Here is a 26,501-nt window from a genome sequence, read left to right on the forward strand (position 1 = left end):
CGGGCCTACGGGTAGAGTAGGCCGGGTAAGCGCAGCGCCACCCGGCATTTCAAAGAGGACTTAAATCTCGACCTGTGTCCCAAGCTCAATCACGCGGTTAGGCGGGATCTCAAACTGGTCAGGTGCGCGCAGGGCGTTACGTTGCAGGATAAGGTACAGCTTGCCACGCAGACGCAGATACCACGGCCGCTTACCGATGATCAGCGACTCATGCGACATGAAGAACGAGGTCTCCATCATGCGGCAGTTCAGCCCTTCCAGACCGCAGCGGTGGAACACCTCTTCCACGTTAGGCGTTTCGCGCCAGCCGTAGCTCGCCACCACGCGCCAGAAGGTTGGCGACAGCTGCTCAATCTGGACACGACGCACGTTATGAACATATGGCGCATCTTCAGTACGCAGCGTCAGCAGGATCACGCGTTCATGCAGCACTTTGTTGTGCTTGAGATTATGCATCAGCGCGAACGGGATAACGTTCAACGCGCGAGACATATACACCGCAGTGCCCGGAACGCGAACCGGCGGGGATTTCTCCAGAGAAACAATCATCGCTTCCAGAGAGTTACCGTGCTCATGCATACGACGCAGCAGACGGAAGCGTTCGCTCTTCCACGTTGTCATCACAATAAACATCACCAGACCGAGGGTAAGCGGCAGCCAGCCACCGGAGACAATCTTGTCGAGGTTCGCGGAGAACAGCGGCACGTCGATACAAAGGAAGCCCACCAGAATCATCCCCACCAGGAATTTATTCCAGTGCCAGTTCCGGTACGCCACGGTCGTGGACAGGATCGACGTCAGTACCATGGTACCGGTCACAGCAATACCGTATGCCGCAGCCAGGTTGCTGGAGTGCTCGAAACTCACAATAACAATTACAACCGCAAAGTAGAGCAGCCAGTTAATGAAAGGAATGTAGATCTGGCCCGACTCCATTTCCGAAGTATGGATAATGCGCATTGGCGAGAGATAACCCAGACGCACGGCCTGACGCGTAAGGGAGAACACGCCGGAAATCACCGCCTGAGACGCGATAACGGTCGCCAGGGTGGCGAGGATCAGCATCGGCACCAGCGCCCAGTCGGGTGCCAGCAGGAAGAACGGGTTCTTAATGGCTTCCGGGGTTTTGAGCAACAGCGCGCCCTGGCCGAAGTAGTTCAGCACCAGTGACGGCAGCACCACGGCAAACCATGCCACGCGGATAGGCAACTTGCCGAAATGCCCCATGTCCGCATACAGCGCTTCAACACCAGTAATAGAAAGAACAACCGCACCTAATGCAATAAACGAAACGGTTTTATATTCGAGGAAGAAGTTAACTGCCCAGAGCGGGTTCAGGGCGTGCAGCACTTCTGGGTTCGCAATAATGCTGCGCAACCCCAGCGCCGCCAGGATCAGGAACCAGGCCAGCATAATCGGTGCGAACAGCTTCCCGACAAGCCCAGTGCCATGCTTCTGAATAGCAAACAGCAGCGTCAGAACAATAATGGCCAGCGGGACAACCCACGTATCAAGCTGCGGCGCGATGATTTCCAGCCCCTCTATTGCCGAGAGAACCGAAATCGCCGGGGTGATCACCACCTCGCCATAGAAGAAGCTGCCGCCAATCAACCCAATGATAACTAGCACCGAGGTCATTTTGGCCGAAGTATTACGCCCGGCAAGAGACATCAGCGTCAGGATACCGCCTTCACCTGCGTTATCAGCACGCATAACAAAGGAGAGATATTTAACGGAAACAACCAGGATCAGCAGCCAGAAGATGAGTGACAAAAAACCAAACACAGCGTCACGTTCAACACCAAAACCAAACTGACCGGACAGACATTCACGAAGCGTATAAAGTGGGCTGGTGCCGATATCACCGTAGACAACCCCGATCGCCGCAAGCGTTATTGCGGGTAATGATTGCTTATTATCAGTGCTCATAGACTAGTCTTTTCGTTTGTATAACAAATGTGTGCTTAGTCCCTTGGCCCACAAAAAGCGCACAGTATGCACGATTAATTGCAAAATCGTACCCCTAAATGCAACCGCGTTAATGTATCGCAAAGAAAATAGCGCCGCACTTCAGTCTATTACCAGCCCTGACTGAAACGTCTATACTCGCTTCAATTGGCCGCCACGACGGCGAAAGGATGCAAAACTATTATGGCTCACTCACATTTATTAGCAGAAAGAATTTCCCGCCTCAGCAGCGCGCTGGAAAAAGGCCTTTTCGAGCGTAGCCACGCTATCCGCCTGTGTTTACTGGCGGCGTTGAGCGGTGAAAGTGTATTTTTGCTTGGCCCGCCGGGGATTGCGAAAAGCCTGATTGCCCGCCGGCTGAAATACGCTTTCCAGAATGCCCGTGCCTTTGAATATTTGATGACCCGATTCTCTACCCCTGAAGAGGTTTTTGGTCCGCTTTCCATTCAGGCCTTAAAAGATGAAGGGCGCTATCAGCGTCTGACGGATGGCTATCTCCCGGAAGCGGAGATTGTGTTTCTCGATGAGATCTGGAAAGCCGGCCCGGCCATTCTGAACACCCTGCTTACGGCAATTAACGAACGTCGCTTCCGTAACGGCGCCAGTGAAGAGAAAATCCCGATGCGCCTGCTGGTGGCCGCCTCCAACGAACTTCCGGAAGCCGACAACAGCCTGGAAGCGCTTTACGACCGTATGCTTATCCGTCTGTGGCTGGACAAAGTCCAGGACAAATCGAACTTCCGCTCGATGCTGGTCAGCCAGCAGGATGAGAACGAAAACCCGGTACCCGCTTCCCTTCAGGTCACCGATGAGGAATATCATCAGTGGCAGCAGGAGATCGGCAAAATCAAACTGCCGGATGCCGTTTTTGAGCTTATCTTCATGCTGCGCCAGCAGCTCGATTTACTGCCTTCAGCTCCCTATGTTTCCGATCGCCGCTGGAAAAAAGCGATCCGTCTGTTACAGGCCAGCGCCCTGTTTAGCGGGCGCGATGCCGTTGCGCCTATTGACCTGATCCTGCTGAAAGATTGTCTGTGGCATGACGCAGAAGGCATGAACCTGATGCAGCAACAGCTTGAAATATTGATGACCGGGCAGGCCTGGGGGCAGCAGTCAATGCTCAATCAGCTCGGCGCCATTGCCCAGCGTAGGATGCAGCTCCAGCAGCAACAAAGCGATAAAACAGCGCTTAAAGTTAACCGTCTTGGCGGTATGTTTGCCCGTAAACCGCATTACGAGTTGCCGGCCGAACTCACGACGACGTCCCTCACGCTTCTGCTCCAGCAACCGCTAAAACTCCACGATATGCAGGTGGTGCACATTACCCTTGAGCGCGAGGCGTTATCGCAGTGGCTCGATAAGGGCGGCGACATCCGCGGCAAACTCAACGGTATTGGTTTTGCGCAGTTGCTGAATATGGAAGTGGATACCAGCCAGCATCTGGTGCTCCGCGATGTTAGCCTGCAAGGTTCCCGCCTTGCGTTACCCGGCACGGCGGCAGACAGCGTGCCAGAAGAGATCAAACAGCAGCTGGAAGCACTGGATACCGAATGGCATCAGCAACATACTCGCTTCAGCGAGCAGCAGAAGTGTCTCTTTATCCATAGCGACTGGTTAGGGCGCATTGAAGCCAGCCTTCAGGACGTGGGCGCGCAGATCAAACAGGCACGTCAATGCTAACGCTGGATACGCTCAACGTCATGCTGGCGGTCAGCGAGGAAGGATTGATCGAAGAGGTCGTCATTACTCTGCTGGCCACCCCACAGCTGGCGGCCTTCTTTGAAAAATTCCCAAAGCTCAAAAAGGCCATGACCGACGATCTCCCGCGCTGGCGAGATAATCTGCGTAAGCGCTTAAAAGAGACAGAAGTCCCGCCTGAACTCACTGAAGAAGTAGCGTGCTATCAGCAGTGCCAGCGGTTATCCACGCCGCAATTCATTGTTCAGCTACCGCAAACCCTGACTCTGCTGGATAAAGTCCACTCTCCGTTTGCCAGCCAGGCCAGAACGCTGGTCACCGATAACGCCACCTTTACTCCGGCACTGCATACCCTGTTTTTACAGCGCTGGCGGCTCAGCCTGGTGGTGCAGGCGACAACCCTTAACCAGCAGCTGCTTGATGAAGAGCGTGAACAGCTTCTGAGCGAAGTGCAGGAGCGTATGACGCTCAGCGGCCAGCTAGAGCAGGTGCTGGTGGAAAACGAAAACGCGGCCGGACGCCTGTGGGATATGAGCGCCGGGCAGCTACGGCGCGGTGATTACCAGCTGATTGTGAAATATGGCGACTTTCTGACGCAACAACCTGAGCTCATGAAGCTCGCAGAGCAGCTGGGCCGTTCGCGGGAGGCGAAATCCGTCCCGAAAAAAGATGCGCCAATGGAAACTTTCCGCACGCTGGTGCGTGAACCGGCAACGGTGCCAGAACAGGTTGATGGGTTACAACAGAGCGATGATATTTTGCGCCTGTTGCCTACTGAGCTGAGCACGCTGGGTATCACCGAGCTGGAGTACGAGTTTTATCGTCGGCTGGTGGAAAAGCAGTTGCTCACTTACCGGCTACATGGCGAATCCTGGCACGAAAAAATCAGCCAGCGTCCGGTGGTGCATCAGGATTTTGATGAGCAGCCGCGCGGGCCTTTTATAGTGTGCGTGGATACCTCCGGTTCAATGGGCGGTTTTAATGAGCAATGCGCGAAGGCCTTTTGCCTGGCGCTAATGCGCGTGGCCCTGGCCGACCGACGTCGCTGCTTTATTATGCTGTTTTCCAGTGAGGTGGTGGGTTACGAACTGACGGGGCAGCAAGGCATTGAGCAGGCCATCCGTTTCCTAAGCCAGCGCTTTCGTGGCGGTACCGATATGGCAAGCTGCTTTCGCGCCATTATCGAACGTATGCAGGGTGGCGACTGGTATGATGCCGATGCGGTGGTGATCTCTGACTTTATTGCCCAGCGGCTGCCGGATGATGTGGTAAATAAAGTGAAGGTGTTACAGCGCGAACATCAGCATCGTTTTCACGCTGTGGCGATGTCCGTTAATGGCAAACCCGGCATCATGCGCATCTTCGATCATATCTGGCGCTTTGATACCGGGTTACGTAGCCGCCTGCTCAGACGCTGGCGACGCTAATTAAAGAAGGGAACCGACGCTTTCACGAACCTGCTGCGGCCAAACTCCACATTGCACCTGGCCAATATGCGACAGTTGCAGCAGGAGCATAGTCAAGCGGGATTGCCCAATGCCACCCCCAATGGTCTGCGGCATCTCACCACGTAACAACGCCTGGTGCCACTCCAGCTGGAGACGATCTTCATCACCCGTAACAGTAAGCTGGCGTTTCAGCGCAGCAGCATCAACACGGATCCCCATTGAAGAAAGCTCAAATGCATCTTCAAGAACCGGGTTCCAGACCAGAATGTCACCGTTCAGACCGGCAAATTCGCTCTCGCCAGCCGTGCTCCAGTCATCGTAATCAGGCGCACGAACGTCATGACGCTTACCATCAGACAGCTTGCCGCCGATACCCATCAGGAATACAGCACCCAGTTCTTTTGCAATTGCGCGTTCACGGCCTTTAGCATCCAGATCCGGGAAGCGGCTCAGCAACTCCTGGCTGTGAACAAAGTGGATCGTTTCCGGCAGGAACGGCGCCAGACCAAACTCTTTGCTCACTGCGACTTCAGTCGCTTTGATCCCGGCGTAGATCGCCTCAACGGTGGATTTCAGCGTGCCGATATGACGCTCGCCATCACCCATTACGCGCTCCCAGTCCCACTGGTCAACATAGACAGAGTGAATAGCGGAAAGGCGGTCTTCATCAGGGCGAAGGGCTTTCATGTGCGTGTAGAGCCCTTCGCCGGCGCTGAAGTCGTGTTGTCCCAGCGTTTGACGCTTCCATTTCGCCAGTGAATGAACCACTTCGAACTGGGCATCTGGCAGTGTTTTCACTTTCACCTGAACCGCTTTTTCGCAACCAGACAAGTTATCCTGTGTCCCGTCTCCTACGCGGCTTAAGATTGGAGCCTGAACTTCAACCAGGCCGAGCTTATCTTCCAGCTGACGGGAAAAGTGGGATTTAACGAAGCTGATCTGGCGTTGTTTTGCGATGTAAGCAGTTTTCATTATTTATACTCCTGCGTCCTGTTGGTATTGATTAAGCAACAAAAATGGCACTCAATTCAATAATCCAACAACAAAAAGCCACCTTCACTTTTGATTCGTTAAAATATGACGCTAGAATAGAGTGATTCACTAATCTTCATAAGAAAAACCTATGGAAAATTATCAGATCGACAATCTGGACCGCGGCATCCTGGAAGCGTTAATGGCCAATGCACGTACCGCCTATGCAGAACTGGCAAAACAGTTTGGCGTCAGCCCCGGAACCATTCACGTGCGTGTAGAGAAGATGAAGCAGGCCGGGATAATTACCGGTGCACGTATCGATGTCAGTCCAAAACAGCTGGGTTACGACGTCTGCTGTTTTATTGGCATCATCCTTAAGAGCGCCAAAGATTATCCCTCTGCGCTGGAAAAGCTGAATGCACTCGATGAAGTCACCGAGGCGTACTACACCACCGGGCACTACAGCATCTTTATCAAAGTGATGTGCCGATCCATCGATGCGCTCCAGCAGGTACTTATCAACAAGATCCAAACAATCGATGAAATTCAGTCCACCGAGACACTGATCTCCCTGCAAAACCCGATCATGCGGACTATCCGCCCATGATCGGGCAAATTCATTCCCACATTTTCCACAGGTAGATCCCAGCTCGTTCACAGCGTACAATGGCCGCCTCTTAATATGAGCGAGCGATCAATGGCGGACATTACTCTTATCAGTGGCAGCACCCTGGGCGGCGCGGAATACGTTGCAGAACATCTGGCCGAAAAGCTGGAAGATGCCGGTTTTTCCACCGAAACCCTGCACGGGCCGTTACTGGAAGATCTTCCGACTGCCGGGATCTGGCTACTGATCACTTCTACGCACGGTGCGGGCGATATCCCGGACAACCTGCAACCTTTATATGACGAACTGCTGGAGCAACAACCCGACCTGTCAGCCGTACGTTTCGGTGCAGTCGGTATCGGTAGCCGTGAATATGACACCTTCTGTGGTGCAGTAGAGAAAATAGAAGCCGCAGTGAAGTCATCTGGAGCCAAACAGCTCGGTGAAACACTCAAGATCAACATCCTCGAACACGATATTCCAGAGGATCCAGCAGAGATTTGGCTGGAAGAATGGAAAAATTTACTCAAAAACGATTAAAGATCGCGCGAACAGATGTGGATAACTCTGGTTAAAAGCTCGTATTAAGCGGTAGTTATCCAAAGAATAACTCGCGTCCCGTTTTTGGCCTGTGTATAAAGTCGCGATCTGATCCCAGCTTATACGGTCCAGGATCACCGATCATTCACAGCAAACGATCCTTTCTAACTGCATGATCTTCTTTGCGAGATCGGACTTACCCACAGGGAGAGGCGATCCTAATAAGAGATCACAATAGAACAGATCTCTAAATAAAAAGATCTTCTTTTTAATAGCCCAGGATCCCAATGCTTTCTCGAAAGACTAAAGTTGAGTAGAATCCACGGCCCGGGCTTCAATCCATTTTCATACCGCTTTACGCGAGGCAGACCACCATGTTTTATCAGGATCCTTTTGACGTCATCATCATTGGCGGGGGTCATGCAGGCACTGAGGCCGCAATGGCCGCAGCGCGTATGGGTCAGCAGACCCTGCTTTTGACACACAATATCGACACGCTTGGACAGATGTCCTGTAATCCGGCGATTGGCGGCATTGGGAAAGGACACCTGGTAAAAGAAGTGGATGCACTTGGCGGCCTGATGGCGAAAGCGATCGATCAGGCAGGCATCCAGTTTAGGATACTAAACGCGAGTAAAGGCCCGGCTGTCCGTGCGACCCGAGCCCAGGCAGACCGCGTGCTTTACCGCCAGGCAGTGCGTACCGCACTGGAGAACCAACCGAATTTGATGATCTTCCAGCAAGCGGTGGAAGATCTTATCGTTGAGAACGATCGCGTTGTCGGCGCGGTGACCCAGATGGGCCTCAAATTCCGTGCTAAAGCGGTAGTGCTGACCGTCGGGACATTCCTGGATGGCAAAATCCATATCGGTCTGGATAACTACAGCGGTGGCCGTGCTGGCGATCCGCCGTCCATTCCGCTTTCTCGTCGTTTGCGTGAGCTGCCGCTGCGCGTCAGCCGCCTGAAAACCGGTACGCCGCCACGTATCGATGCCCGAACCATTGATTTCAGCGTGCTGGCGCAACAGCATGGTGACAACCCAATGCCGGTGTTCTCGTTCATGGGCAATGCGGCTCAGCATCCGCAGCAGGTTCCTTGCTACATCACGCACACCAACGAAAAAACCCATGACGTGATCCGTAATAATCTCGATCGTAGCCCAATGTATGCTGGCGTGATCGAAGGGATCGGCCCACGCTACTGCCCGTCGATCGAAGACAAAGTGATGCGCTTTGCCGATCGTAACCAGCACCAGATCTTCCTCGAGCCGGAAGGACTGACGTCTAACGAAATTTATCCGAACGGTATTTCCACCAGCCTGCCGTTTGATGTGCAGATGCAAATTGTTCGCTCAATGCAGGGCATGGAGAACGCTAAAATTGTTCGTCCAGGCTACGCTATTGAATATGATTTCTTCGATCCGCGTGACCTGAAACCAACCCTGGAGAGCAAGTTCATCCATGGGCTGTTCTTCGCCGGTCAGATCAACGGCACAACAGGTTACGAAGAAGCTGCCGCACAGGGCCTGCTTGCGGGTCTTAACGCCGCGCGCTTCTCTGCCGAGAAAGAGGGCTGGGCTCCGGGTCGTTCCCAGGCTTACCTGGGCGTGCTGGTCGACGATCTTTGCACCCTGGGCACCAAAGAACCGTACCGTATGTTTACGTCCCGCGCGGAATATCGCCTGATGCTGCGCGAAGACAACGCCGATCTGCGTCTGACCGAAATGGGTCGTGAGCTGGGTCTGGTGGATGACGAACGCTGGGCGCGTTTCAACGAGAAGCTGGAACGCATCGAACAGGAACGTCAGCGCCTGAAAACAACGTGGGTGAATCCACAGGCAGAAACTGCTGCCGAAGTGAACGCTCACTTGACTGCGCCGCTCTCGCGCGAAGCCAGCGGTGAAGATTTGCTGCGTCGCCCGGAAGTGACCTATGAGAACCTGGTCAAACTGACCGCGTTCGCGCCGGGTCTTGAAGACGTTGAAGCGGCAGAGCAGGTCGAAATCCAGGTGAAGTACGAAGGCTACATCGCGCGTCAGCAGGATGAGATCGAAAAACAGCAGCGCAACGAAAACACGTTGCTGCCGGAAATGCTGGACTATCGTCAGGTGACAGGCCTTTCCAATGAAGTGATCGCCAAACTGAACGATCACAAGCCTGTGTCGATCGGCCAGGCATCACGTATCTCCGGCGTCACGCCTGCCGCGATTTCGATTCTGCTGGTGTGGTTGAAAAAACAAGGTATGTTGCGCCGCAGCGCGTAGTTCCTTGAACATTGCTTTTTGGCGGGTGGCGCTTCGCTTACCCGCCCTACTTATTCGTAGGCCCGGTAAGCGACAGCGCCACCGGGCGAAAAATCTCTAAACAGGTATTCACCGTGCTCAATAAACTCTCTCGTCTGCTGGATGAAGCAGGTATTTCGCTCACCGATCACCAGAAAAATCAGCTGGTGGCCTATGTCGATATGCTGAACAAATGGAACAAAGCGTACAACCTGACTTCCGTACGCGATCCCAACGAGATGCTCGTTCGCCATATCCTCGATAGCATCGTGGTTGCCCCGCATCTGCAAGGTGAGCGCTTTATCGACGTCGGGACGGGTCCGGGCCTGCCTGGCGTGCCGTTGTCGATTGTTCGTCCTGAGTGCCATTTCACGCTGCTGGACAGCCTGGGAAAACGCGTACGTTTCTTACGCCAGGTGCAGCATGAATTGCAGCTTGATAACATCACACCCGTACAGAGCAGGGTAGAGGAGTTCCCGGCGGAACCACCGTTTGACGGTGTTATCAGCCGTGCATTTGCATCACTCAACGACATGGTGAGCTGGTGCAAGCATTTGCCTGCACAAAATGGCCGTTTTTATGCGCTGAAAGGGCAGTTGCCTGGTGAGGAGATTGAACAACTTCCTGTTGGTTTTTCAGTCGAATCTATTGAGAAATTAAACATTCCTCAACTCGAAGGCGAACGCCATCTGGTGATAATTAAGCCAAACAATTTTTAAATAATTAATAAAAAATGTGGAATTTGTGCTGTTCTTATAGTGTTAAAAAACAGCACAACTAAAGAGATTTTGCTGAAGTTAATTTAACCTTGTTGTTACCATGGATTTTCTTTGGGTTAACGTTATTCGCATGGTTACCCTGGAGAATAGTCAACAACGAAAATATCAGCCTGCTAAAAGTGAAAAGTCGCAATAAGGTGGGAATGTTAAATATTTATTAAGAATGTCAATGAAAGGTTTTTGTTGTATACAGGGCTGTTTTGAAAATAGTTACGACAATTTATCTTTAATATCATAAAGATGAAATAAACCGATTTACGTCTTTGATAAATACAACCTTATCGTAAATGTGTATTTTGTGATCTCGTGCACGCTTTATCGTCAACGTTTTCGCGCGGTTTGCAGTTTTGTTGGAAGGCCTGCGGTTTCACGAAAAGTTAAAAAATAGCGGTGGGGAAAAATATTTAAACATTTATTCACCTTTTCGCTACTTAATGTTTGAAATCACGGGGGCGCACCGTATAATTTGTCCGCTTTTTGATGCTTGACTCTGAGCCTTAAAGGACGTTTTATACGACACGCGACATACCTCAAAGGGAGCAGGAGTAAAAACGTGATGTCTGTGTCGCTCTTGAGTAGAAACGTTGCTCGTAAGCTTCTGTTCATTCAGTTTCTGGCTGTGATAGCAAGTGGACTGCTGTTTAGCCTCAAAGACCCCTTCTGGGGCATCTCCGCCGTGTGCGGGGGTTTGGCGGTGGTTCTGCCAAACGTGTTGTTTATGATTTTTGCCTGGCGTCATCAGGCGCATACACCTGCCAAAGGCCGCGTGGCCTGGTCCTTCGCCCTCGGCGAAGTGTGTAAGGTGTTGCTAACCTTTGCTCTACTGGTGATGGCGCTGGCGGTTTTGAAAGTGGTATTCATGCCGCTGATAGCTACGTGGGTTTTGGTGCTGGTGGTACAAGTTCTGGCTCCAGCTGTAATCAACAACAAAGGGTAAAAGGCATCATGGCTTCAGAAAATATGACGCCGCAGGATTACATAGGTCACCATCTGAATAACCTTCAGTTGGACCTGCGTACATTCTCGCTGGTCGATCCGCATAACCCCCCGGCCACCTTCTGGACGATCAACATCGACTCCATGTTCTTCTCGGTGGTTTTGGGTCTTCTGTTCCTGGCCATGTTCCGCGGTGTTGCTAAAAAAGCGACCAGCGGTGTTCCAGGGAAATTCCAGACGTTCATCGAAATGATCATCGGCTTTGTCCATGGCAGCGTGAAAGACATGTACCATGGCAAGAGCAAGCTGATTGCTCCGCTGGCCCTGACTGTGTTCGTTTGGGTCTTCCTGATGAACCTGATGGACCTGCTGCCTATCGATTTTATTCCGTGGATCGGCGAGCACGTCCTCGGTCTGCCTGCACTGCGCGTGGTTCCGTCCGCAGACGTGAACATCACTCTGTCGATGGCGCTCGGTGTATTCATCCTGATTCTTTTCTACAGCATCAAAATGAAAGGCGTAAGCGGCTTTGTGAAAGAGCTTACCTTGCAGCCGTTCAACCACTGGGCGTTTATTCCGGTCAACCTGATCCTGGAAGGCGTTAGCCTGCTGTCCAAACCTGTTTCACTGGGTCTGCGACTGTTCGGCAACATGTATGCGGGTGAGCTGATTTTCATTCTGATCGCGGGTCTTCTGCCGTGGTGGTCACAGTGGATTCTTAATGTGCCATGGGCCATTTTCCACATCCTGATCATTACGCTGCAAGCCTTTATCTTCATGGTTCTGACGATTGTCTATCTGTCGATGGCATCTGAAGAGCACTGATTCTTTACCAACACTACTACGTTTTAATTGAAACAAACTGGAGACTGTCATGGAAAACCTGAATATGGATCTGCTGTACATGGCTGCCGCTGTGATGATGGGTCTGGCGGCTATCGGTGCTGCGATCGGTATCGGCATCCTCGGGGGCAAATTCCTGGAAGGCGCAGCGCGTCAACCGGATCTGATTCCTCTGCTGCGTACTCAGTTCTTTATCGTTATGGGTCTGGTGGATGCTATCCCAATGATCGCTGTAGGTCTGGGTCTGTACGTGATGTTTGCTGTCGCGTAGTAGTAGTTTTAAAACCCTAAGCCACAGAAATTAAAGAGGTATTGTGCTGTGAACATGAACGCAACAATCCTCGGCCAGGCCATCGCGTTTATTCTCTTTGTCTGGTTCTGCATGAAGTATGTATGGCCGCCATTAATGGCTGCCATCGAAAAACGTCAGAAAGAAATTGCTGACGGTCTGGCTTCCGCAGAACGCGCTAAGAAAGATTTGGACCTTGCACAGGCCAACGCGACAGACCAGCTGAAAAAAGCGAAAGCTGAAGCTCAGGTAATCATTGAACAGGCTAACAAACGCCGTTCTCAGATCCTGGACGAAGCAAAAGCTGAAGCAGAACAGGAACGTACTAAGATCGTGGCACAAGCTCAGGCTGAAATTGATGCTGAGCGTAAACGTGCTCGTGAAGAACTGCGTAAGCAGGTTGCGATTCTGGCTGTTGCTGGCGCCGAGAAGATCATCGAACGTTCCGTGGATGAAGCTGCTAACAGCGACATCGTGGACAAACTTGTCGCTGAACTGTAAGGAGGGAGGGGCTGATGTCTGAATTTGTTACGGTAGCTCGCCCCTACGCCAAAGCAGCTTTTGACTTTGCTGTCGAACACCAAAATGTCGATCGCTGGCAGAACATGCTGGCGTTTGCCGCTGAGGTGACGAAAAACGAACAAATGGCTGAGTTGCTTTCCGGTGCGTTAGCGCCAGAAACCCTCGCCGCGTCGTTTATCGCCGTGTGCGGGGAGCAACTGGATGCCAACGGCCAGAACCTGATTAAGGTTATGGCTGAGAACGGTCGTCTGCGTGTGCTCCCTGATGTTCTTGAGCAGTTCGAGCACTTACGTGCCCTTAGTGAAGCTACTGCTGAAGTCGAAGTGACTTCTGCAACTGAACTGAGTACCGAACAGCTTTCGAAGATCACTGCTGCGATGGAAAAACGTCTGTCACGCAAAGTTAAGCTGAATTGCAAAATCGATAAGTCTGTAATGGCAGGCGTAATCATCCGTTCGGGTGATATGGTCATTGATGGCAGCGTACGCGGCCGTCTTGAGCGCCTTGCAGACGTCTTGCAGTCTTAAGGGGACTGGAGCATGCAACTGAATTCCACCGAAATCAGCGAACTGATCAAGCAGCGCATTGCTCAGTTCAGTGTTGTGAGTGAAGCTCACAACGAAGGTACTATTGTTTCTGTAAGTGACGGTGTTATCCGCATTCACGGCCTGGCCGATTGTATGCAGGGTGAAATGATTTCCCTGCCGGGTAACCGTTACGCTATCGCACTGAACCTGGAGCGCGACTCCGTAGGTGCAGTTGTGATGGGTCCATACGCTGACCTCGCCGAAGGCATGAAGGTTAAGTGTACGGGTCGTATTCTGGAAGTTCCGGTTGGCCGTGGCCTGCTGGGTCGTGTTGTTAACACCCTGGGTGCGCCAATCGACGGTAAAGGTCCGGTTGAGCACGATGGCTTCTCTCCAATCGAAGTTATCGCACCAGGCGTTATCGACCGTCAGTCCGTTGATCAACCAGTACAGACTGGTTATAAATCCGTTGATGCCATGATCCCAATCGGTCGTGGTCAGCGTGAACTGATCATCGGTGACCGTCAGACCGGTAAAACCGCAATGGCTATCGATGCCATCATCAACCAGCGCGACTCTGGCATCAAATGTGTGTACGTGGCTATCGGCCAGAAAGCGTCCACCATTTCCAACGTTGTTCGCAAACTGGAAGAGCACGGTGCGCTGTCTAACACCATCGTTGTGGTTGCAACCGCTTCTGAATCTGCTGCACTGCAATACCTGGCACCATATGCTGGTTGCGCGATGGGCGAATACTTCCGTGACCGCGGTGAAGATGCACTGATCGTATACGATGACCTGTCTAAACAGGCTGTTGCTTATCGTCAGGTTTCTCTGCTGCTCCGTCGTCCACCTGGACGTGAAGCATTCCCTGGCGACGTATTCTACCTCCACTCTCGTCTGCTGGAGCGTGCTTCCCGCGTTAACGCGGAATACGTCGAGAACTTCACCAAAGGTGAAGTGAAAGGTAAAACTGGTTCACTGACCGCTCTGCCGATCATTGAAACCCAGGCGGGTGACGTTTCTGCGTTCGTTCCGACCAACGTAATTTCCATTACCGATGGTCAGATCTTCCTGGAAACCAACCTGTTTAACTCCGGTATTCGTCCGGCAGTTAACCCGGGTATCTCCGTATCTCGTGTTGGTGGTGCAGCTCAGACCAAGATCATCAAGAAACTGTCCGGTGGTATCCGTACCGCTCTGGCACAGTATCGTGAACTGGCAGCGTTCTCTCAGTTCGCGTCCGATCTGGATGAAGCTACCCGTAAACAGCTGAGCCACGGTCAGAAAGTGACCGAGCTGCTGAAACAGAAACAGTATGCCCCTATGTCTGTTGCACAACAGGGCCTGGTGCTGTTCGCGGCTGAACGCGGTTACCTCGAAGATGTGGAACTGGCGAAAATCGGTAGCTTCGAAGCCGCTCTGTTGGCTTACGTTGACCGTGATCACGCTCCGCTGATGCAAGAGATCAACCAGTCCGGTGGCTATAACGACGAAATCGAAGGCAAGCTGAAAGCTATCCTCGATTCCTTCAAAGCAACCCAGTCCTGGTAACGTCCGGCGGCTTGTCTTAGGACAGGCCGCAAGGCATTGAGGAGAAGCTCATGGCCGGCGCAAAAGAGATACGTAGTAAGATCGCAAGCGTCCAGAACACGCAGAAGATCACTAAAGCGATGGAGATGGTCGCCGCTTCCAAAATGCGTAAATCGCAGGATCGCATGGCGGCCAGCCGTCCTTATGCAGAAACCATGCGCAAAGTGATTGGTCACCTTGCAAACGGTAATCTGGAATATAAGCACCCTTACCTGGAAGAACGCGAAGTTAAACGCGTGGGCTACCTGGTGGTGTCGACCGACCGTGGTCTGTGTGGCGGCTTGAACATTAACCTGTTCAAAAAACTGCTGGCGGATATGAAAGCATGGTCCGAAAAAGGCGTTCAGAGCGATATCGCGATGATCGGCTCCAAGGGCGTGTCTTTCTTTAACTCCGTTGGTGGCAATATTGTCGCTCAGGTGACCGGTATGGGTGATAACCCATCCCTGTCCGAACTGATCGGCCCGGTTAAAGTGATGTTGCAGGCCTATGATGAAGGCCGTCTGGACAGACTGTACGTTGTCAGCAACAAATTTATTAACACCATGTCTCAGGTTCCTACTCTCACTCAGATGTTGCCTTTACCGGCATCAGAAGATGACGATATGAAGCGTAAAACCTGGGATTACCTGTATGAACCCGATCCGAAACCGCTGTTGGATACTCTGCTGCGTCGTTATGTCGAATCTCAGGTTTATCAGGGCGTTGTAGAAAACCTGGCCAGCGAGCAAGCCGCACGTATGGTGGCGATGAAAGCCGCGACCGATAATGGCGGCAGCCTGATTAAAGAGCTGCAGTTGGTTTACAACAAAGCTCGTCAGGCCAGCATTACTCAGGAACTCACCGAGATTGTCTCGGGGGCCGCCGCGGTTTAACCAGGTTTACGAATTACGTAGAGGATTCAAGATGGCTACTGGAAAGATTGTCCAGGTAATCGGCGCCGTGGTGGACGTCGAGTTCCCTCAGGACGCCGTACCGCGCGTGTACGATGCGCTTGAGGTACAGAATGGTAACGAGAGCCTGGTGCTGGAAGTTCAGCAGCAGCTCGGCGGCGGTATCGTGCGTACCATCGCCATGGGTTCTTCCGACGGTCTGCGTCGTGGTCTGGAAGTTAAAGACCTTGAGCACCCGATCGAAGTTCCTGTAGGTAAAGCAACACTGGGTCGTATCATGAACGTATTGGGTCACCCAATCGACATGAAAGGCGACATCGGTGAAGAAGAGCGTTGGGCTATCCACCGTGCAGCACCTTCCTACGAAGAGCTGTCCAGCTCTCAGGAACTGCTGGAAACCGGTATCAAAGTTATCGACCTGATGTGTCCGTTTGCGAAGGGCGGTAAAGTTGGTCTGTTCGGTGGTGCGGGTGTTGGTAAAACCGTAAACATGATGGAGCTGATCCGTAACATCGCGATCGAACACTCCGGTTACTCCGTGTTTGCAGGTGTTGGTGAGCGTACTCGTGAGGGTAACGACTTCTACCACGAAATGACTGACTCCAACGTTCTGGACAAAGTATCCCTGGTTTACGGTCAGATGAACGAGCCACCAGGAAACCGTCTGCGCGTTGCGCTGACTGGCCTGACTATGGCTGAGAAATTCCGTGACGAAGGCCGTGACGTTCTGCTGTTCGTTGATAACATCTACCGTTATACCCTGGCCGGTACTGAAGTATCAGCACTGCTGGGTCGTATGCCTTCAGCGGTAGGTTATCAGCCAACTCTGGCAGAAGAGATGGGTGTTCTTCAGGAACGTATCACCTCTACCAAAACCGGTTCTATCACCTCCGTTCAGGCGGTATACGTACCTGCGGATGACTTGACTGACCCATCTCCAGCAACCACCTTTGCGCACCTTGATGCAACTGTGGTACTGAGCCGTCAGATCGCGTCTCTGGGTATCTACCCAGCCGTTGACCCGCTGGACTCCACCAGCCGTCAGCTGGATCCACTGGTTGTTGGTCAGGAACACTACGACACCGCGCGTGGCGTACAGTCCCTGCTGCAACGTTACCAGGAACTGAAAGACATCATCGCCATCCTGGGTATGGATGAACTGTCTGAAGAAGACAAACTGGTGGTAGCACGCGCTCGTAAGATCCAGCGCTTCCTGTCCCAGCCGTTCTTCGTTGCGGAAGTATTCACCGGTTCTCCGGGTAAATACGTTTCCCTGAAAGACACCATCCGTGGCTTTAAAGGCATCATGGAAGGCGAATACGATCACCTGCCAGAGCAGGCGTTCTACATGGTTGGTTCCATCGACGAAGCCGTGGAAAAAGCCAAAAAACTTTAACGCCTTAATCGGAGGGTGATATGGCAATGACTTACCACCTGGACGTCGTCAGCGCAGAGGAACAAATGTTCTCTGGTCTGGTCGAGAAAATCCAGGTAACGGGTAGTGAAGGCGAACTGGGTATCTTCCCAGGTCACGCACCGCTGCTCACCGCCATTAAGCCTGGTATGATCCGCATCGTTAAACAGTTCGGTCATGAAGAGTTTATCTATCTGTCCGGCGGCATTATTGAAGTGCAGCCTGGCAGTGTGACCGTTCTGGCCGATACCGCTATCCGTGGCCAGGATCTCGACGAAGCGCGAGCCCTGGAATCGAAGCGTAAGGCTGAAGAGCACATTAGCAGCTCTCATGGTGACGTGGATTACGCTCAGGCGTCTGCGGAGCTGGCCAAAGCGATCGCGAAACTGCGCGTTATCGAGTTGACCAAAAAAGCGATGTAACACCGGCTTGAAAAGCACAAAAGCCAGTCTGGATACCAGGCTGGCTTTTTTTTATTCCGTATCTCTAGACACTAAATATTTTCTGATTTTTCCGCACTTGCCTATACCTTTCCATTTTTTAAGGTCATTGCGCGCTACGCTTCCAATGGCTCGATGAAGGCATTATTCAATGTTTAAACTGACTATACGGAGCAATTATGGCCAATCTAGTCTATCTGACACTTAATGGACATTGCAGGGGTTAATTTCTGCGGGATGTTCTTCGCAGAGGTCTATTGGTAATAAAGCGCAAACTGCGCATGCTGACCAGATAATTGTGCTGGGGTTAACCCATGGGAAGAATACATTTTACAAACAGGAGGAAAAACGCGATGAACAGATTCAATGATGAGCGCCCTGCATGGCATGATTACCTCGGTGATACGCTACGGGGCAATGTTCCTGTTAACCAACTTATTCCCCAACATCCTTATTTACTGAATACGCTGCAACTGGAAGAGGCATTGCACAAAAACACTGAACATATCATGCTGCTGACCACGGATGAAGCCTATGCGGTGATGAATGCCCTGTACAAAAAAGGAACGACCTACTCTGGAAATATCAAAGATGCGATGTCGGGCACGAAAAACATAACGAAACTGGTAAGCTATAGAGATGCCGGAAAGCTGGTGTTTAACTTAAAAGGTCTGGGTATCAAAGCTGTCCCCTACATGCACAAAGGAGTGACCTATATTAAAATTACTGGCTATCCTTCAGCCCGACGAATCCTTAATGGCACCCGTTATGCGATGAATAATCTAAAAATACTGGAACTGGGCATCGGCAAAGCCGGGATTAATGCCGAAATTTTAAGAGGCGCCCGTTTCTGTATTCGCTTTGCTGCGGCACAGCGGGCGGTGGAGTTTATTTTTTCATCTGATCATTATTTTGCTACGTTTATCGGTAATATCACGATGGATGTGGCGAAGGTGGTTGTGACGATGTTTGTGACGAAAGTTGCAATGGGCATGTTAACTGGGTTGGCTACTGTAGCTGGCGCCGTTATACCTGTAACTATAGGGATAGCGATTGCAGTTGCACTGGGTTTTTACATTACTTATAAACTGGCAGATCTGGATGAAAAGTATCATTTATCAGAGCGCTTAATCGCAATGATTAAAAACGGGTTGGAAGAACACCAGAAAATGGTGGGTTGGAATATTCAGCACAGTAATCCATGTCTTTTTCCAATGATGAATGGACATTATTAATATAATGAACCTGGTAAAGGCTAAAGGGTATATTTACGGGTTTGTTATAATTATATGCCTGACGGCTATAATTATAGATCTGTATTATAGTATCACTCCAACAATCATGGGGCTAGTTAAAGGGGATGATTATATTTACTATGATCCTAAACAAGTTACTCTATTCCTATTACTTCCCGCTATGATTGTTGCAGATTTATCCGTTGTTTTTCTATTATTACCGTTCAGAAAAAAAACGGATATAATAAGACAGAAATGTATGATACCAACGATGATTTACGCCATTGCTGCATTCATTATTGGTATTCTTCTGTCGATAGTGATTTCTATCTACCCGCTTGGTACAGACTACTATCAGTGTCGCTCTACAAGCATTGTTTCATCCGGTAGTTATTATGCCCGGAGCGAAGAGATGTGTAAGCAGAGAGCATATTTATCAACCAGTGAAGAAGAACAACCTCCCCAAACACCAGAATATAATGAACTGGAACCTCCGGCACGGTAACCCTCACCTGAGCCTACCGTGTAGTGTGGATATACTCCTGAGTGAGAGGATCTTTATTCATGACCCAAAAAAATAGCTAAGCTATTGTGTGCGTTAGCGACTTACCGCGAGAATGCTATTTTCAAGAGAAAAAGTGATTTACTCTGCCCTAAAAAGTATCCTCAAATAGCCCGTAAAGCCCTGGGTTGAGCGTTTTAACGGCATTCCATTTTATGGCGCAAAATATGTAGAATTTTCAACGTCAAAGGGTTTTACTTCTCACTCAAATTACAGTCAGGACGCGTATGTTGAACAATACGATGAGCGTGGTCATCCTTGCCGCAGGTAAAGGCACCCGCATGTATTCCGATCTTCCGAAGGTGCTGCACACCCTGGCAGGAAAGCCTATGGTGCAGCATGTCATTGATGCCGCTAATGATCTCGGTGCCCGCAAGGTACACCTGGTTTACGGCCACGGCGGCGATCTGCTAAAGCAAACGCTGCGTGATGACAAACTCAACTGGGTACTTCAGGCTGAACAACTGGGCACTGGTCATGCGATGCAGCAGGCTGCCCCGTTCTTCGCGGATGACGAAGACATTCTGATGCTTTACGGCGATGTTCCGCTGATTACCGTCGACACCCTGACTCGCCTGCGTGAAGCGAAACCGCAGGGCGGTATTGGTTTGTTAACCGTCGTACTGGACGATCCGAGCGGCTATGGCCGAATTACCCGTGAAAATGGCAACGTAACGGGTATTGTTGAGCATAAAGATGCCAGCGACGCCCAGCGTCAGATCCAGGAAATCAACACCGGCATCCTGATTGCCAACGGCGCAGATATGAAACGCTGGCTGTCGAAACTGACCAACAACAACGCGCAGGGTGAGTATTACATCACGGATATTATTGCCCTGGCGTACCATGAAGGCCGTGAGATTGCCGCTGTACACCCGGCTCGTATCAGCGAAACCGATGGTGTAAACAACCGCCTGCAACTTTCCCGCCTGGAGCGTATTTACCAGTCAGAACAGGCGGAAAAACTGCTGCTGGCAGGCGTTATGCTGAGCGATCCAGCGCGTTTTGATCTGCGCGGCACCCTGGCTCACGGGCGTGATGTTGAGATTGATACTAACGTTATCCTTGAAGGCAACGTGACCCTTGGCCATGGCGTCAAAATTGGCACGGGTTGCGTGATTAAAAACAGCGTCATTGGTGATAACTGCGAAATCAGCCCATACAGTGTGGTAGAAGATGCCCATCTGGAAGCGGCGTGCACCATTGGTCCGTTTACGCGCCTGCGCCCTGGCGCTGAGCTGCTGGAAGGCGCGCACGTGGGTAACTTCGTCGAAATGAAAAAAGCGCGGCTGGGTAAAGGCTCTAAAGCCGGTCATTTGACCTATCTGGGCGATGCGGAGATTGGCGATAACGTGAATATTGGTGCAGGAACGATCACCTGTAACTACGACGGTGCTAATAAGTTTAAAACCATCATTGGTGATGATGTGTTTGTCGGCTCTGATACGCAGCTGGTGGCGCCTGTTACCGTTGGTAATGGCGTAACTATTGCCGCAGGAACGACTGTCACGCGTGATGTGGCCGATAACGAGCTGGTGTTAAGCCGTGTGCCGCAGGTTCACAAGCAGGGCTGGAAACGCCCGGTGAAGAAGTAACAGATTTTCGGGACGAGGGGATAATATAATCCCCCTCCCATAAGCAGTACCCATAAATATAACCCCACTCTCTACAAGGCTCGGGGCGCCCGAAAAGGGCAACAACAGGTCAGCGACAACGCATGGCATAGCGCCATAATCAGGAAATCTAACTATGTGTGGAATTGTTGGAGCAGTTGCGCAGCGTGATATTGCTGAAATCCTTCTCGAAGGTTTACGTCGTCTGGAATACCGTGGCTATGACTCTGCTGGTCTGGCTGTGGTGGATGCGGAAGGTCAAATGACCCGTTTGCGTCGTCTGGGTAAAGTGCAGATCCTGGCGCAAGCGGCGGAAGAACACCCGCTGCACGGCGGAACCGGTATTGCGCATACTCGCTGGGCGACGCATGGCGAACCCTCCGAAGGTAACGCACACCCGCATGTGTCTGAACACATTGTGGTGGTGCATAACGGCATTATCGAAAACCACGAACCACTCCGTGAAATGCTGAAAACACGCGGTTATACCTTCGTGTCTGAAACCGACACCGAAGTTATTGCTCACCTGGTTCACTGGGAACTGGAACAGGGCGGCACGCTGCGTGATGCGGTGCTGCGTGCTATTCCTCAGCTGCGCGGTGCATACGGGACGGTTATCATGGATTCCCGTGACCCGAGCACACTGCTTGCTGCACGCTCCGGTAGCCCAATGGTTATCGGCCTTGGCATGGGTGAAAACTTCATCGCATCCGATCAGCTGGCACTGCTGCCAGTGACCCGTCGCTTTATCTTCCTGGAAGAGGGCGATATCGCTGAAGTGACGCGCCGTTCCGTGTCTATCTTTGATAAAGCCGGTACGCAGATCAATCGCCAGGAAATTGAATCCAACCTGCAATACGACGCAGGCGATAAAGGCGCTTACCGTCACTACATGCAGAAAGAGATTTACGAGCAGCCGAACGCCATCAAAAACACCCTGACCGGGCGTATTAGCCACGGCGTGGTGGATTTGAGCGAATTGGGCGACAAGGCGAACGAGCTGCTGTCGAAGGTTGAGCATATTCAGATCGTGGCCTGCGGCACCTCCTACAACTCCGGTATGGTCTCTCGCTACTGGTTTGAATCGCTGGCGGATGTGCCATGCGATGTGGAAATCGCGTCTGAATTCCGCTACCGCAAATCCGCAGTGCGCCGTAACAGCCTGATGATCACCCTTTCCCAGTCTGGCGAAACAGCCGATACCCTGGCGGCGCTGCGTCTGTCCAAAGAGCTGGGCTATCTTGGCTCTCTGGCGATTTGTAACGTGCCGGGATCTTCTCTGGTACGCGAATCCGATCTTGCGCTGATGACCAACGCGGGCACGGAAATTGGTGTCGCATCGACGAAAGCCTTCACTACGCAGCTGACAGTGCTGCTGATGCTGGTGGCGAAACTGGCGCGTTTGAAAGGGCTGGATGCCGCTGTTGAGCAGAACATTGTTCATGGTTTGCAGGCTTTGCCGAGCCGTATTGAGCAGATGCTGTCTCAGGACAAACGTATTGAGCAGCTTGCGGAAGATTTCTCTGACAAACATCACGCGCTGTTCCTGGGGCGTGGCGATCAGTATCCGATTGCGCTGGAAGGCGCGCTGAAGCTGAAAGAGATCTCGTACATCCACGCAGAAGCCTATGCGGCAGGTGAGCTGAAACACGGCCCTCTGGCGCTGATTGATGCGGATATGCCGGTTATCGTCGTTGCGCCAAACAACGAACTGCTGGAAAAACTGAAGTCCAACATTGAAGAAGTGCGCGCCCGTGGCGGTGTACTGTACGTCTTTGCTGATAAGGATGCCGGTTTCACCAGCAACGACAACATGCACATCATCGAGATGCCGCATGTGGAAGAGGTGATTGCACCTATCTTCTACACCGTTCCGCTGCAATTACTGGCTTATCACGTTGCGCTTATCAAAGGCACCGACGTTGACCAGCCACGTAACCTGGCGAAATCTGTGACGGTTGAATAATCATCTCAGGCTCCACCTTCGGGTGGAGCTTTTTTACCCTTCCTGGTTTGTTTTTAATCAACTCTTTCCCATTTTTATTTATGACAATCTGTCATCTTCAGCTACTTTTTTCAGTGTCACATAAAGAAAATATCACTGAAAACATACTGTCATGTTTGTGGCTATCTAATTGATACGTTTGATAATTTTTACTGACTTTTAAGTTAAACTTTCGTTGTCATAAAACTGTCATAATTCGTACATTTATCTGTCACCTGTTTGTCCTATTTTGCTCATCGTAGCCACTAAACAACGATTTACGAAAATCTTGCAGGAGACATTATGAAAGTTATGCGTACCACTGTCGCAACTGTTGTCGCCGCGACCTTATCTCTGAGCGCTTTCTCTGTATTCGCAGAGGCAAGCCTGACTGGTGCCGGTGCAACCTTCCCTGCGCCGGTGTATGCCAAATGGGCGGATACTTACCAGAAAGAAACGGGTAACAAGGTTAACTACCAGGGTATCGGCTCCTCCGGTGGCGTTAAACAAATTACCGCTAACACCGTTGATTTCGGCGCATCAGATGCTCCACTGACTGATGAAAAACTGGCTCAGGAAGGCCTGTTCCAGTTCCCTACCGTTATCGGTGGTGTGGTTCTGGCCATCAACCTGCCGGGCGTGAAGTCTGGTGAGCTGGTGCTGGACGGCAAAACACTGGGTGACATCTACCTGGGCAAAATCAAAAAATGGGATGACGAAGCCATTGCTAAACTCAACCCAGGCCTGAAACTGCCTTCTCAGAACATCGCTGTGGTTCGCCGCGCAGATGGTTCTGGTACCTCTTTCGTCTTCACCAGCTACCTGGCGAAAGTGAACGAAGAGTGGAAATCTAAAGTCGGTTCTGGCTCTACCGTTAACTGGCCAACCGGTTTGGGCGGTAAAGGTAACGACGGTATCGCGGCATTCGTACAGCGTCTGCCAGGCTCTATCGGTTACGTAGAATACGCTTACGCTAAGCAGAACAACCTGGCTTACACCAAGCTGCTGTCTGCTGACGGCAAGCCAGTAAGCCCGACTGAAGAGAACTTTGCTAACGCTGCTAAAGGCGCTGACTGGAGCAAATCCTTTGCACAGGATCTGACTAACCAGAAAGGCGAAGGCGCATGGCCAATCACCTCTACCACGTTCATTCTGGTTCACAAAGAGCAGAAGAAACCTGAGCAAGGTACTGAAGTGCTGAAGTTCTTCGACTGGGCATACAAAAACGGCAACAAACAGGCTAACGATCTGGATTACGCCAGCCTGCCGGATAGCGTGGTTGAGCAGATTCGTGCTGCATGGAAGACCAACGTAAAAGACAGCAGCGGTAAGGCATTGTATTAATTTAGCATTCTGACGAAAATGGCGGGTGGCGCTTGCGCTAACCCGCCCTACGGTTCCAACTGTAGGCCGGATAAGCGCAAGCGCCATCCGGCAATTTCGTAAACGCGTTTAACAGAAGAGTGATTTATGGCTGCAACCAAGCCTGCATTTAACCCTCCGGGTAAAAAAGGTGACATGATTTTCAGCGCGCTGGTAAAACTGGCTGCGCTGATTGTGCTATTGCTGCTGGGCGGCATTATCGTGTCCCTGATTTTCTCATCCTGGCCGAGCATCCAGAAATTTGGATTCTCTTTCCTGTGGACGAAAGAGTGGGATGCACCGAACGACATCTACGGTGCGCTGGTGCCGATTTACGGCACGCTGGTGACCTCGTTCATTGCTCTGCTGATTGCTGTTCCGGTCAGTTTTGGTATTGCCCTGTTCCTGACGGAACTGGCGCCTAACTGGCTGAAGCGTCCGCTTGGTATCGCCATCGAACTGCTGGCGGCTATCCCGAGTATCGTGTACGGCATGTGGGGCCTGTTTATCTTTGCTCCGCTGTTTGCGAAATACTTCCAGGAGCCGGTGGGCAATGTTCTGTCCTCTATCCCGTTTGTGGGGGCGCTGTTCTCTGGCCCGGCATTCGGTATCGGTATTCTGGCTGCGGGTGTGATCCTCGCCATCATGATTATTCCGTACATTGCGGCCGTTATGCGCGATGTCTTCGAACAAACCCCGGTGATGATGAAAGAGTCGGCTTACGGCATCGGCTGCACCACCTGGGAAGTTATCTGGCGCATTGTTCTTCCGTTCACCAAAAATGGGGTGATCGGTGGTGTTATGTTGGGATTAGGTCGTGCACTGGGTGAAACCATGGCGGTGACCTTTATCATCGGTAATACCTACCAGCTCGACAGCGCATCGCTCTACATGCCAGGTAACAGTATTACATCAGCCCTGGCTAACGAATTTGCTGAGGCGGAATCCGGGCTGCACGTTGCTGCTCTGATGGAACTGGGTCTGATTCTGTTTGTTATCACCTTCATTGTTCTGGCGATTTCCAAGCTGATGATTATGCGTTTGGCTAAGAACGAGGGGGCACGTTAATGGCGACTCTCGAAATGCAAAGCACCGCTGAGCTGGCGGAATCCCGCCGCAAAATGCAGGCCAAGCGCCGAGTGAAAAACCGTATTGCGCTGACGCTCTCTATGGCGACGATGGCATTCGGTCTGTTCTGGCTGGTCTGGATCCTCTTCTCTACCGTTGTGCGCGGTATTGACGGTATGTCACTGGCGCTGTTTACCGAAATGACGCCACCACCGAACACCGCGGGTGGCGGCCTGGCGAACGCCCTGGCGGGCAGCGGCCTGTTGATCCTGTGGGCTACGGTCGTTGGGACACCGCTTGGCATTATGGCGGGGATCTACCTGGCAGAATATGGTCGTAAATCCTGGCTTGCAGAAGTGATTCGCTTCATTAACGACATTCTGCTCTCTGCACCTTCTATCGTGGTCGGCCTGTTCGTTTACACCATTGTGGTGGCGCAGATGGAACACTTCTCCGGCTGGGCTGGCGTTATTGCGCTGGCGCTGTTGCAGGTGCCCATCGTCATCCGTACCACCGAAAACATGCTGAAACTGGTGCCTGATAGCCTGCGTGAAGCGGCCTATGCACTGGGAACACCAAAATGGAAAATGATCTCCGCGATTACGCTGAAAGCGTCAATCTCCGGGATCATGACTGGCGTCCTGCTGGCCGTTGCCCGTATTGCGGGTGAAACGGCTCCGCTGCTGTTTACTTCGCTCTCCAACCAGTTCTGGAGTACGGACATGATGCAGCCTATCGCTAACCTGCCGGTCACCATCTTTAAATTTGCGATGAGCCCGTTCGCGGAGTGGCAGCAGCTGGCCTGGGCCGGGGTGCTGATCATTACCCTTTGCGTTCTGTTGCTGAACATTCTGGCGCGCGTCATTTTCGCGAAGAAGAAACACGGTTAATTTTTTACGGCGCGGCACATCGCGGCGTCGAAT

General features: G+C 51.7%; 24 protein-coding genes and 1 pseudogene. 23 read left to right on the forward strand and 2 right to left on the reverse strand.

Annotation, left to right across the window (positions count from 1 at the left end):
- Positions 1-60 precede the first annotated feature (60 nt).
- Entirely contained in the window at positions 61-1,929 is a 1,869-nt protein-coding gene (kup, locus tag HV107_RS09990; RefSeq protein WP_182063056.1) for a low affinity potassium transporter Kup, read from the reverse strand.
- Between the two features lie 222 nt (positions 1,930-2,151).
- Between kup and ravA the strand changes: the two genes are divergently transcribed.
- Entirely contained in the window at positions 2,152-3,648 is a 1,497-nt protein-coding gene (gene ravA, locus HV107_RS09995; RefSeq protein ID WP_182063057.1) for an ATPase RavA, read from the forward strand.
- Positions 3,642-5,093, forward strand: coding sequence for an ATPase RavA stimulator ViaA (viaA, locus tag HV107_RS10000; RefSeq protein ID WP_182063058.1), 1,452 nt, complete (start codon positions 3,642-3,644; stop codon positions 5,091-5,093). Before ravA ends, viaA begins: the two co-directional genes overlap by 7 nt.
- Here viaA and asnA read toward each other — a convergent pair whose 3' ends face one another.
- Positions 5,094-6,086: an aspartate--ammonia ligase gene (asnA, locus tag HV107_RS10005; protein WP_182063059.1), complete on the reverse strand. Its 993-nt coding sequence runs from the start codon at positions 6,084-6,086 to the stop codon at positions 5,094-5,096.
- Positions 6,087-6,237: 151 nt separating this feature from the next.
- Between asnA and asnC the strand changes: the two genes are divergently transcribed.
- From asnC to pstA, 21 genes and pseudogenes are all read left to right on the forward strand, one after another.
- Entirely contained in the window at positions 6,238-6,696 is a 459-nt protein-coding gene (gene asnC / locus HV107_RS10010; protein WP_003862383.1) for a transcriptional regulator AsnC, read from the forward strand.
- Between the two features lie 90 nt (positions 6,697-6,786).
- Positions 6,787-7,236 (forward strand): FMN-binding protein MioC, encoded by a 450-nt coding sequence (mioC, locus tag HV107_RS10015; protein WP_182063060.1) that lies wholly within the window; start codon positions 6,787-6,789, stop codon positions 7,234-7,236.
- Positions 7,237-7,610: 374 nt separating this feature from the next.
- Positions 7,611-9,500, forward strand: coding sequence for a tRNA uridine-5-carboxymethylaminomethyl(34) synthesis enzyme MnmG (gene mnmG, locus HV107_RS10020; RefSeq protein WP_182063061.1), 1,890 nt, complete (start codon positions 7,611-7,613; stop codon positions 9,498-9,500).
- A 113-nt stretch (positions 9,501-9,613) separates the two neighbouring features.
- On the forward strand, positions 9,614-10,237 hold the full coding sequence (rsmG, locus tag HV107_RS10025; RefSeq protein WP_182063062.1) for a 16S rRNA (guanine(527)-N(7))-methyltransferase RsmG: 624 nt from the start codon (positions 9,614-9,616) through the stop codon (positions 10,235-10,237).
- A 616-nt stretch (positions 10,238-10,853) separates the two neighbouring features.
- Positions 10,854-11,234 (forward strand): F0F1 ATP synthase subunit I, encoded by a 381-nt coding sequence (gene atpI, locus HV107_RS10030; protein ID WP_008500194.1) that lies wholly within the window; start codon positions 10,854-10,856, stop codon positions 11,232-11,234.
- Positions 11,235-11,242: 8 nt separating this feature from the next.
- Positions 11,243-12,058, forward strand: a complete 816-nt coding sequence (atpB, locus tag HV107_RS10035; RefSeq protein ID WP_182063063.1) for a F0F1 ATP synthase subunit A — start codon at positions 11,243-11,245, stop codon at positions 12,056-12,058.
- 49 nt (positions 12,059-12,107) lie between these two features.
- Positions 12,108-12,347, forward strand: a complete 240-nt coding sequence (gene atpE, locus HV107_RS10040; protein WP_000429386.1) for a F0F1 ATP synthase subunit C — start codon at positions 12,108-12,110, stop codon at positions 12,345-12,347.
- Positions 12,348-12,395: 48 nt separating this feature from the next.
- Positions 12,396-12,866: a F0F1 ATP synthase subunit B gene (atpF, locus tag HV107_RS10045; RefSeq protein ID WP_015961084.1), complete on the forward strand. Its 471-nt coding sequence runs from the start codon at positions 12,396-12,398 to the stop codon at positions 12,864-12,866.
- Positions 12,867-12,880: 14 nt separating this feature from the next.
- Complete coding sequence (gene atpH, locus HV107_RS10050) at positions 12,881-13,414, forward strand: F0F1 ATP synthase subunit delta (RefSeq protein ID WP_182063064.1); 534 nt, start codon at positions 12,881-12,883, stop codon at positions 13,412-13,414.
- Positions 13,415-13,426: 12 nt separating this feature from the next.
- Positions 13,427-14,968, forward strand: coding sequence for a F0F1 ATP synthase subunit alpha (gene atpA / locus HV107_RS10055; RefSeq protein ID WP_014172283.1), 1,542 nt, complete (start codon positions 13,427-13,429; stop codon positions 14,966-14,968).
- 50 nt (positions 14,969-15,018) lie between these two features.
- Complete coding sequence (gene atpG / locus HV107_RS10060; RefSeq protein ID WP_182063065.1) at positions 15,019-15,882, forward strand: F0F1 ATP synthase subunit gamma; 864 nt, start codon at positions 15,019-15,021, stop codon at positions 15,880-15,882.
- Between the two features lie 31 nt (positions 15,883-15,913).
- Entirely contained in the window at positions 15,914-17,296 is a 1,383-nt protein-coding gene (atpD, locus tag HV107_RS10065; protein ID WP_014072438.1) for a F0F1 ATP synthase subunit beta, read from the forward strand.
- 20 nt (positions 17,297-17,316) lie between these two features.
- Entirely contained in the window at positions 17,317-17,736 is a 420-nt protein-coding gene (locus tag HV107_RS10070) for a F0F1 ATP synthase subunit epsilon (RefSeq protein WP_182063066.1), read from the forward strand.
- Positions 17,737-17,933: 197 nt separating this feature from the next.
- Positions 17,934-18,073 (forward strand): annotated as a pseudogene (locus HV107_RS10075) (type VI secretion system tube protein Hcp); the annotation flags it as partial.
- A 34-nt stretch (positions 18,074-18,107) separates the two neighbouring features.
- On the forward strand, positions 18,108-18,989 hold the full coding sequence (locus HV107_RS10080; RefSeq protein ID WP_182063067.1) for a hypothetical protein: 882 nt from the start codon (positions 18,108-18,110) through the stop codon (positions 18,987-18,989).
- A gap of 4 nt (positions 18,990-18,993) precedes the next feature.
- Positions 18,994-19,494 (forward strand): hypothetical protein, encoded by a 501-nt coding sequence (locus HV107_RS10085; RefSeq protein WP_182063068.1) that lies wholly within the window; start codon positions 18,994-18,996, stop codon positions 19,492-19,494.
- Positions 19,495-19,778: 284 nt separating this feature from the next.
- Entirely contained in the window at positions 19,779-21,146 is a 1,368-nt protein-coding gene (glmU, locus tag HV107_RS10090; protein WP_182063069.1) for a bifunctional UDP-N-acetylglucosamine diphosphorylase/glucosamine-1-phosphate N-acetyltransferase GlmU, read from the forward strand.
- A 154-nt stretch (positions 21,147-21,300) separates the two neighbouring features.
- Positions 21,301-23,130 (forward strand): glutamine--fructose-6-phosphate transaminase (isomerizing), encoded by a 1,830-nt coding sequence (gene glmS / locus HV107_RS10095; protein ID WP_182063070.1) that lies wholly within the window; start codon positions 21,301-21,303, stop codon positions 23,128-23,130.
- A 321-nt stretch (positions 23,131-23,451) separates the two neighbouring features.
- The gene (gene pstS, locus HV107_RS10100) at positions 23,452-24,492 is read left to right on the forward strand and encodes a phosphate ABC transporter substrate-binding protein PstS (protein ID WP_014072442.1); all 1,041 of its coding nucleotides are present in this window, start codon (positions 23,452-23,454) and stop codon (positions 24,490-24,492) included.
- A 126-nt stretch (positions 24,493-24,618) separates the two neighbouring features.
- Positions 24,619-25,578 carry a phosphate ABC transporter permease PstC gene (gene pstC, locus HV107_RS10105; RefSeq protein WP_182063071.1) on the forward strand — a complete coding sequence of 320 codons (960 nt, stop codon included), beginning with the start codon at positions 24,619-24,621 and terminating at the stop codon, positions 25,576-25,578.
- Positions 25,578-26,468 (forward strand): phosphate ABC transporter permease PstA, encoded by an 891-nt coding sequence (gene pstA / locus HV107_RS10110; protein WP_182063072.1) that lies wholly within the window; start codon positions 25,578-25,580, stop codon positions 26,466-26,468. Before pstC ends, pstA begins: the two co-directional genes overlap by 1 nt.
- Positions 26,469-26,501 lie beyond the last annotated feature (33 nt).

It is taken from the genome of Enterobacter sp. RHBSTW-00175 (assembly GCF_013927005.1).
In the GTDB taxonomy this organism is placed as follows: domain Bacteria; phylum Pseudomonadota; class Gammaproteobacteria; order Enterobacterales; family Enterobacteriaceae; genus Enterobacter.

Coding starts and splice junctions, on each gene's coding strand:
- atpD (WP_014072438.1), top strand. CDS start 15,914: ATGGCTACTGGAAAGATTGTCCAGGTAATCGGCGCCGTGGTGGACGTC.
- viaA (WP_182063058.1), top strand. CDS start 3,642: ATGCTAACGCTGGATACGCTCAACGTCATGCTGGCGGTCAGCGAGGAA.
- HV107_RS10070 (WP_182063066.1), top strand. CDS start 17,317: ATGGCAATGACTTACCACCTGGACGTCGTCAGCGCAGAGGAACAAATG.
- atpI (WP_008500194.1), top strand. CDS start 10,854: ATGTCTGTGTCGCTCTTGAGTAGAAACGTTGCTCGTAAGCTTCTGTTC.
- pstC (WP_182063071.1), top strand. CDS start 24,619: ATGGCTGCAACCAAGCCTGCATTTAACCCTCCGGGTAAAAAAGGTGAC.
- mnmG (WP_182063061.1), top strand. CDS start 7,611: ATGTTTTATCAGGATCCTTTTGACGTCATCATCATTGGCGGGGGTCAT.
- HV107_RS10080 (WP_182063067.1), top strand. CDS start 18,108: ATGAACAGATTCAATGATGAGCGCCCTGCATGGCATGATTACCTCGGT.
- ravA (WP_182063057.1), top strand. CDS start 2,152: ATGGCTCACTCACATTTATTAGCAGAAAGAATTTCCCGCCTCAGCAGC.
- atpB (WP_182063063.1), top strand. CDS start 11,243: ATGGCTTCAGAAAATATGACGCCGCAGGATTACATAGGTCACCATCTG.
- glmS (WP_182063070.1), top strand. CDS start 21,301: ATGTGTGGAATTGTTGGAGCAGTTGCGCAGCGTGATATTGCTGAAATC.
- glmU (WP_182063069.1), top strand. CDS start 19,779: ATGTTGAACAATACGATGAGCGTGGTCATCCTTGCCGCAGGTAAAGGC.
- pstS (WP_014072442.1), top strand. CDS start 23,452: ATGAAAGTTATGCGTACCACTGTCGCAACTGTTGTCGCCGCGACCTTA.
- HV107_RS10085 (WP_182063068.1), top strand. CDS start 18,994: ATGAACCTGGTAAAGGCTAAAGGGTATATTTACGGGTTTGTTATAATT.
- atpG (WP_182063065.1), top strand. CDS start 15,019: ATGGCCGGCGCAAAAGAGATACGTAGTAAGATCGCAAGCGTCCAGAAC.
- kup (WP_182063056.1), bottom strand. CDS start 1,929: ATGAGCACTGATAATAAGCAATCATTACCCGCAATAACGCTTGCGGCG.
- mioC (WP_182063060.1), top strand. CDS start 6,787: ATGGCGGACATTACTCTTATCAGTGGCAGCACCCTGGGCGGCGCGGAA.
- atpE (WP_000429386.1), top strand. CDS start 12,108: ATGGAAAACCTGAATATGGATCTGCTGTACATGGCTGCCGCTGTGATG.
- asnA (WP_182063059.1), bottom strand. CDS start 6,086: ATGAAAACTGCTTACATCGCAAAACAACGCCAGATCAGCTTCGTTAAA.
- atpA (WP_014172283.1), top strand. CDS start 13,427: ATGCAACTGAATTCCACCGAAATCAGCGAACTGATCAAGCAGCGCATT.
- pstA (WP_182063072.1), top strand. CDS start 25,578: ATGGCGACTCTCGAAATGCAAAGCACCGCTGAGCTGGCGGAATCCCGC.
- atpH (WP_182063064.1), top strand. CDS start 12,881: ATGTCTGAATTTGTTACGGTAGCTCGCCCCTACGCCAAAGCAGCTTTT.
- asnC (WP_003862383.1), top strand. CDS start 6,238: ATGGAAAATTATCAGATCGACAATCTGGACCGCGGCATCCTGGAAGCG.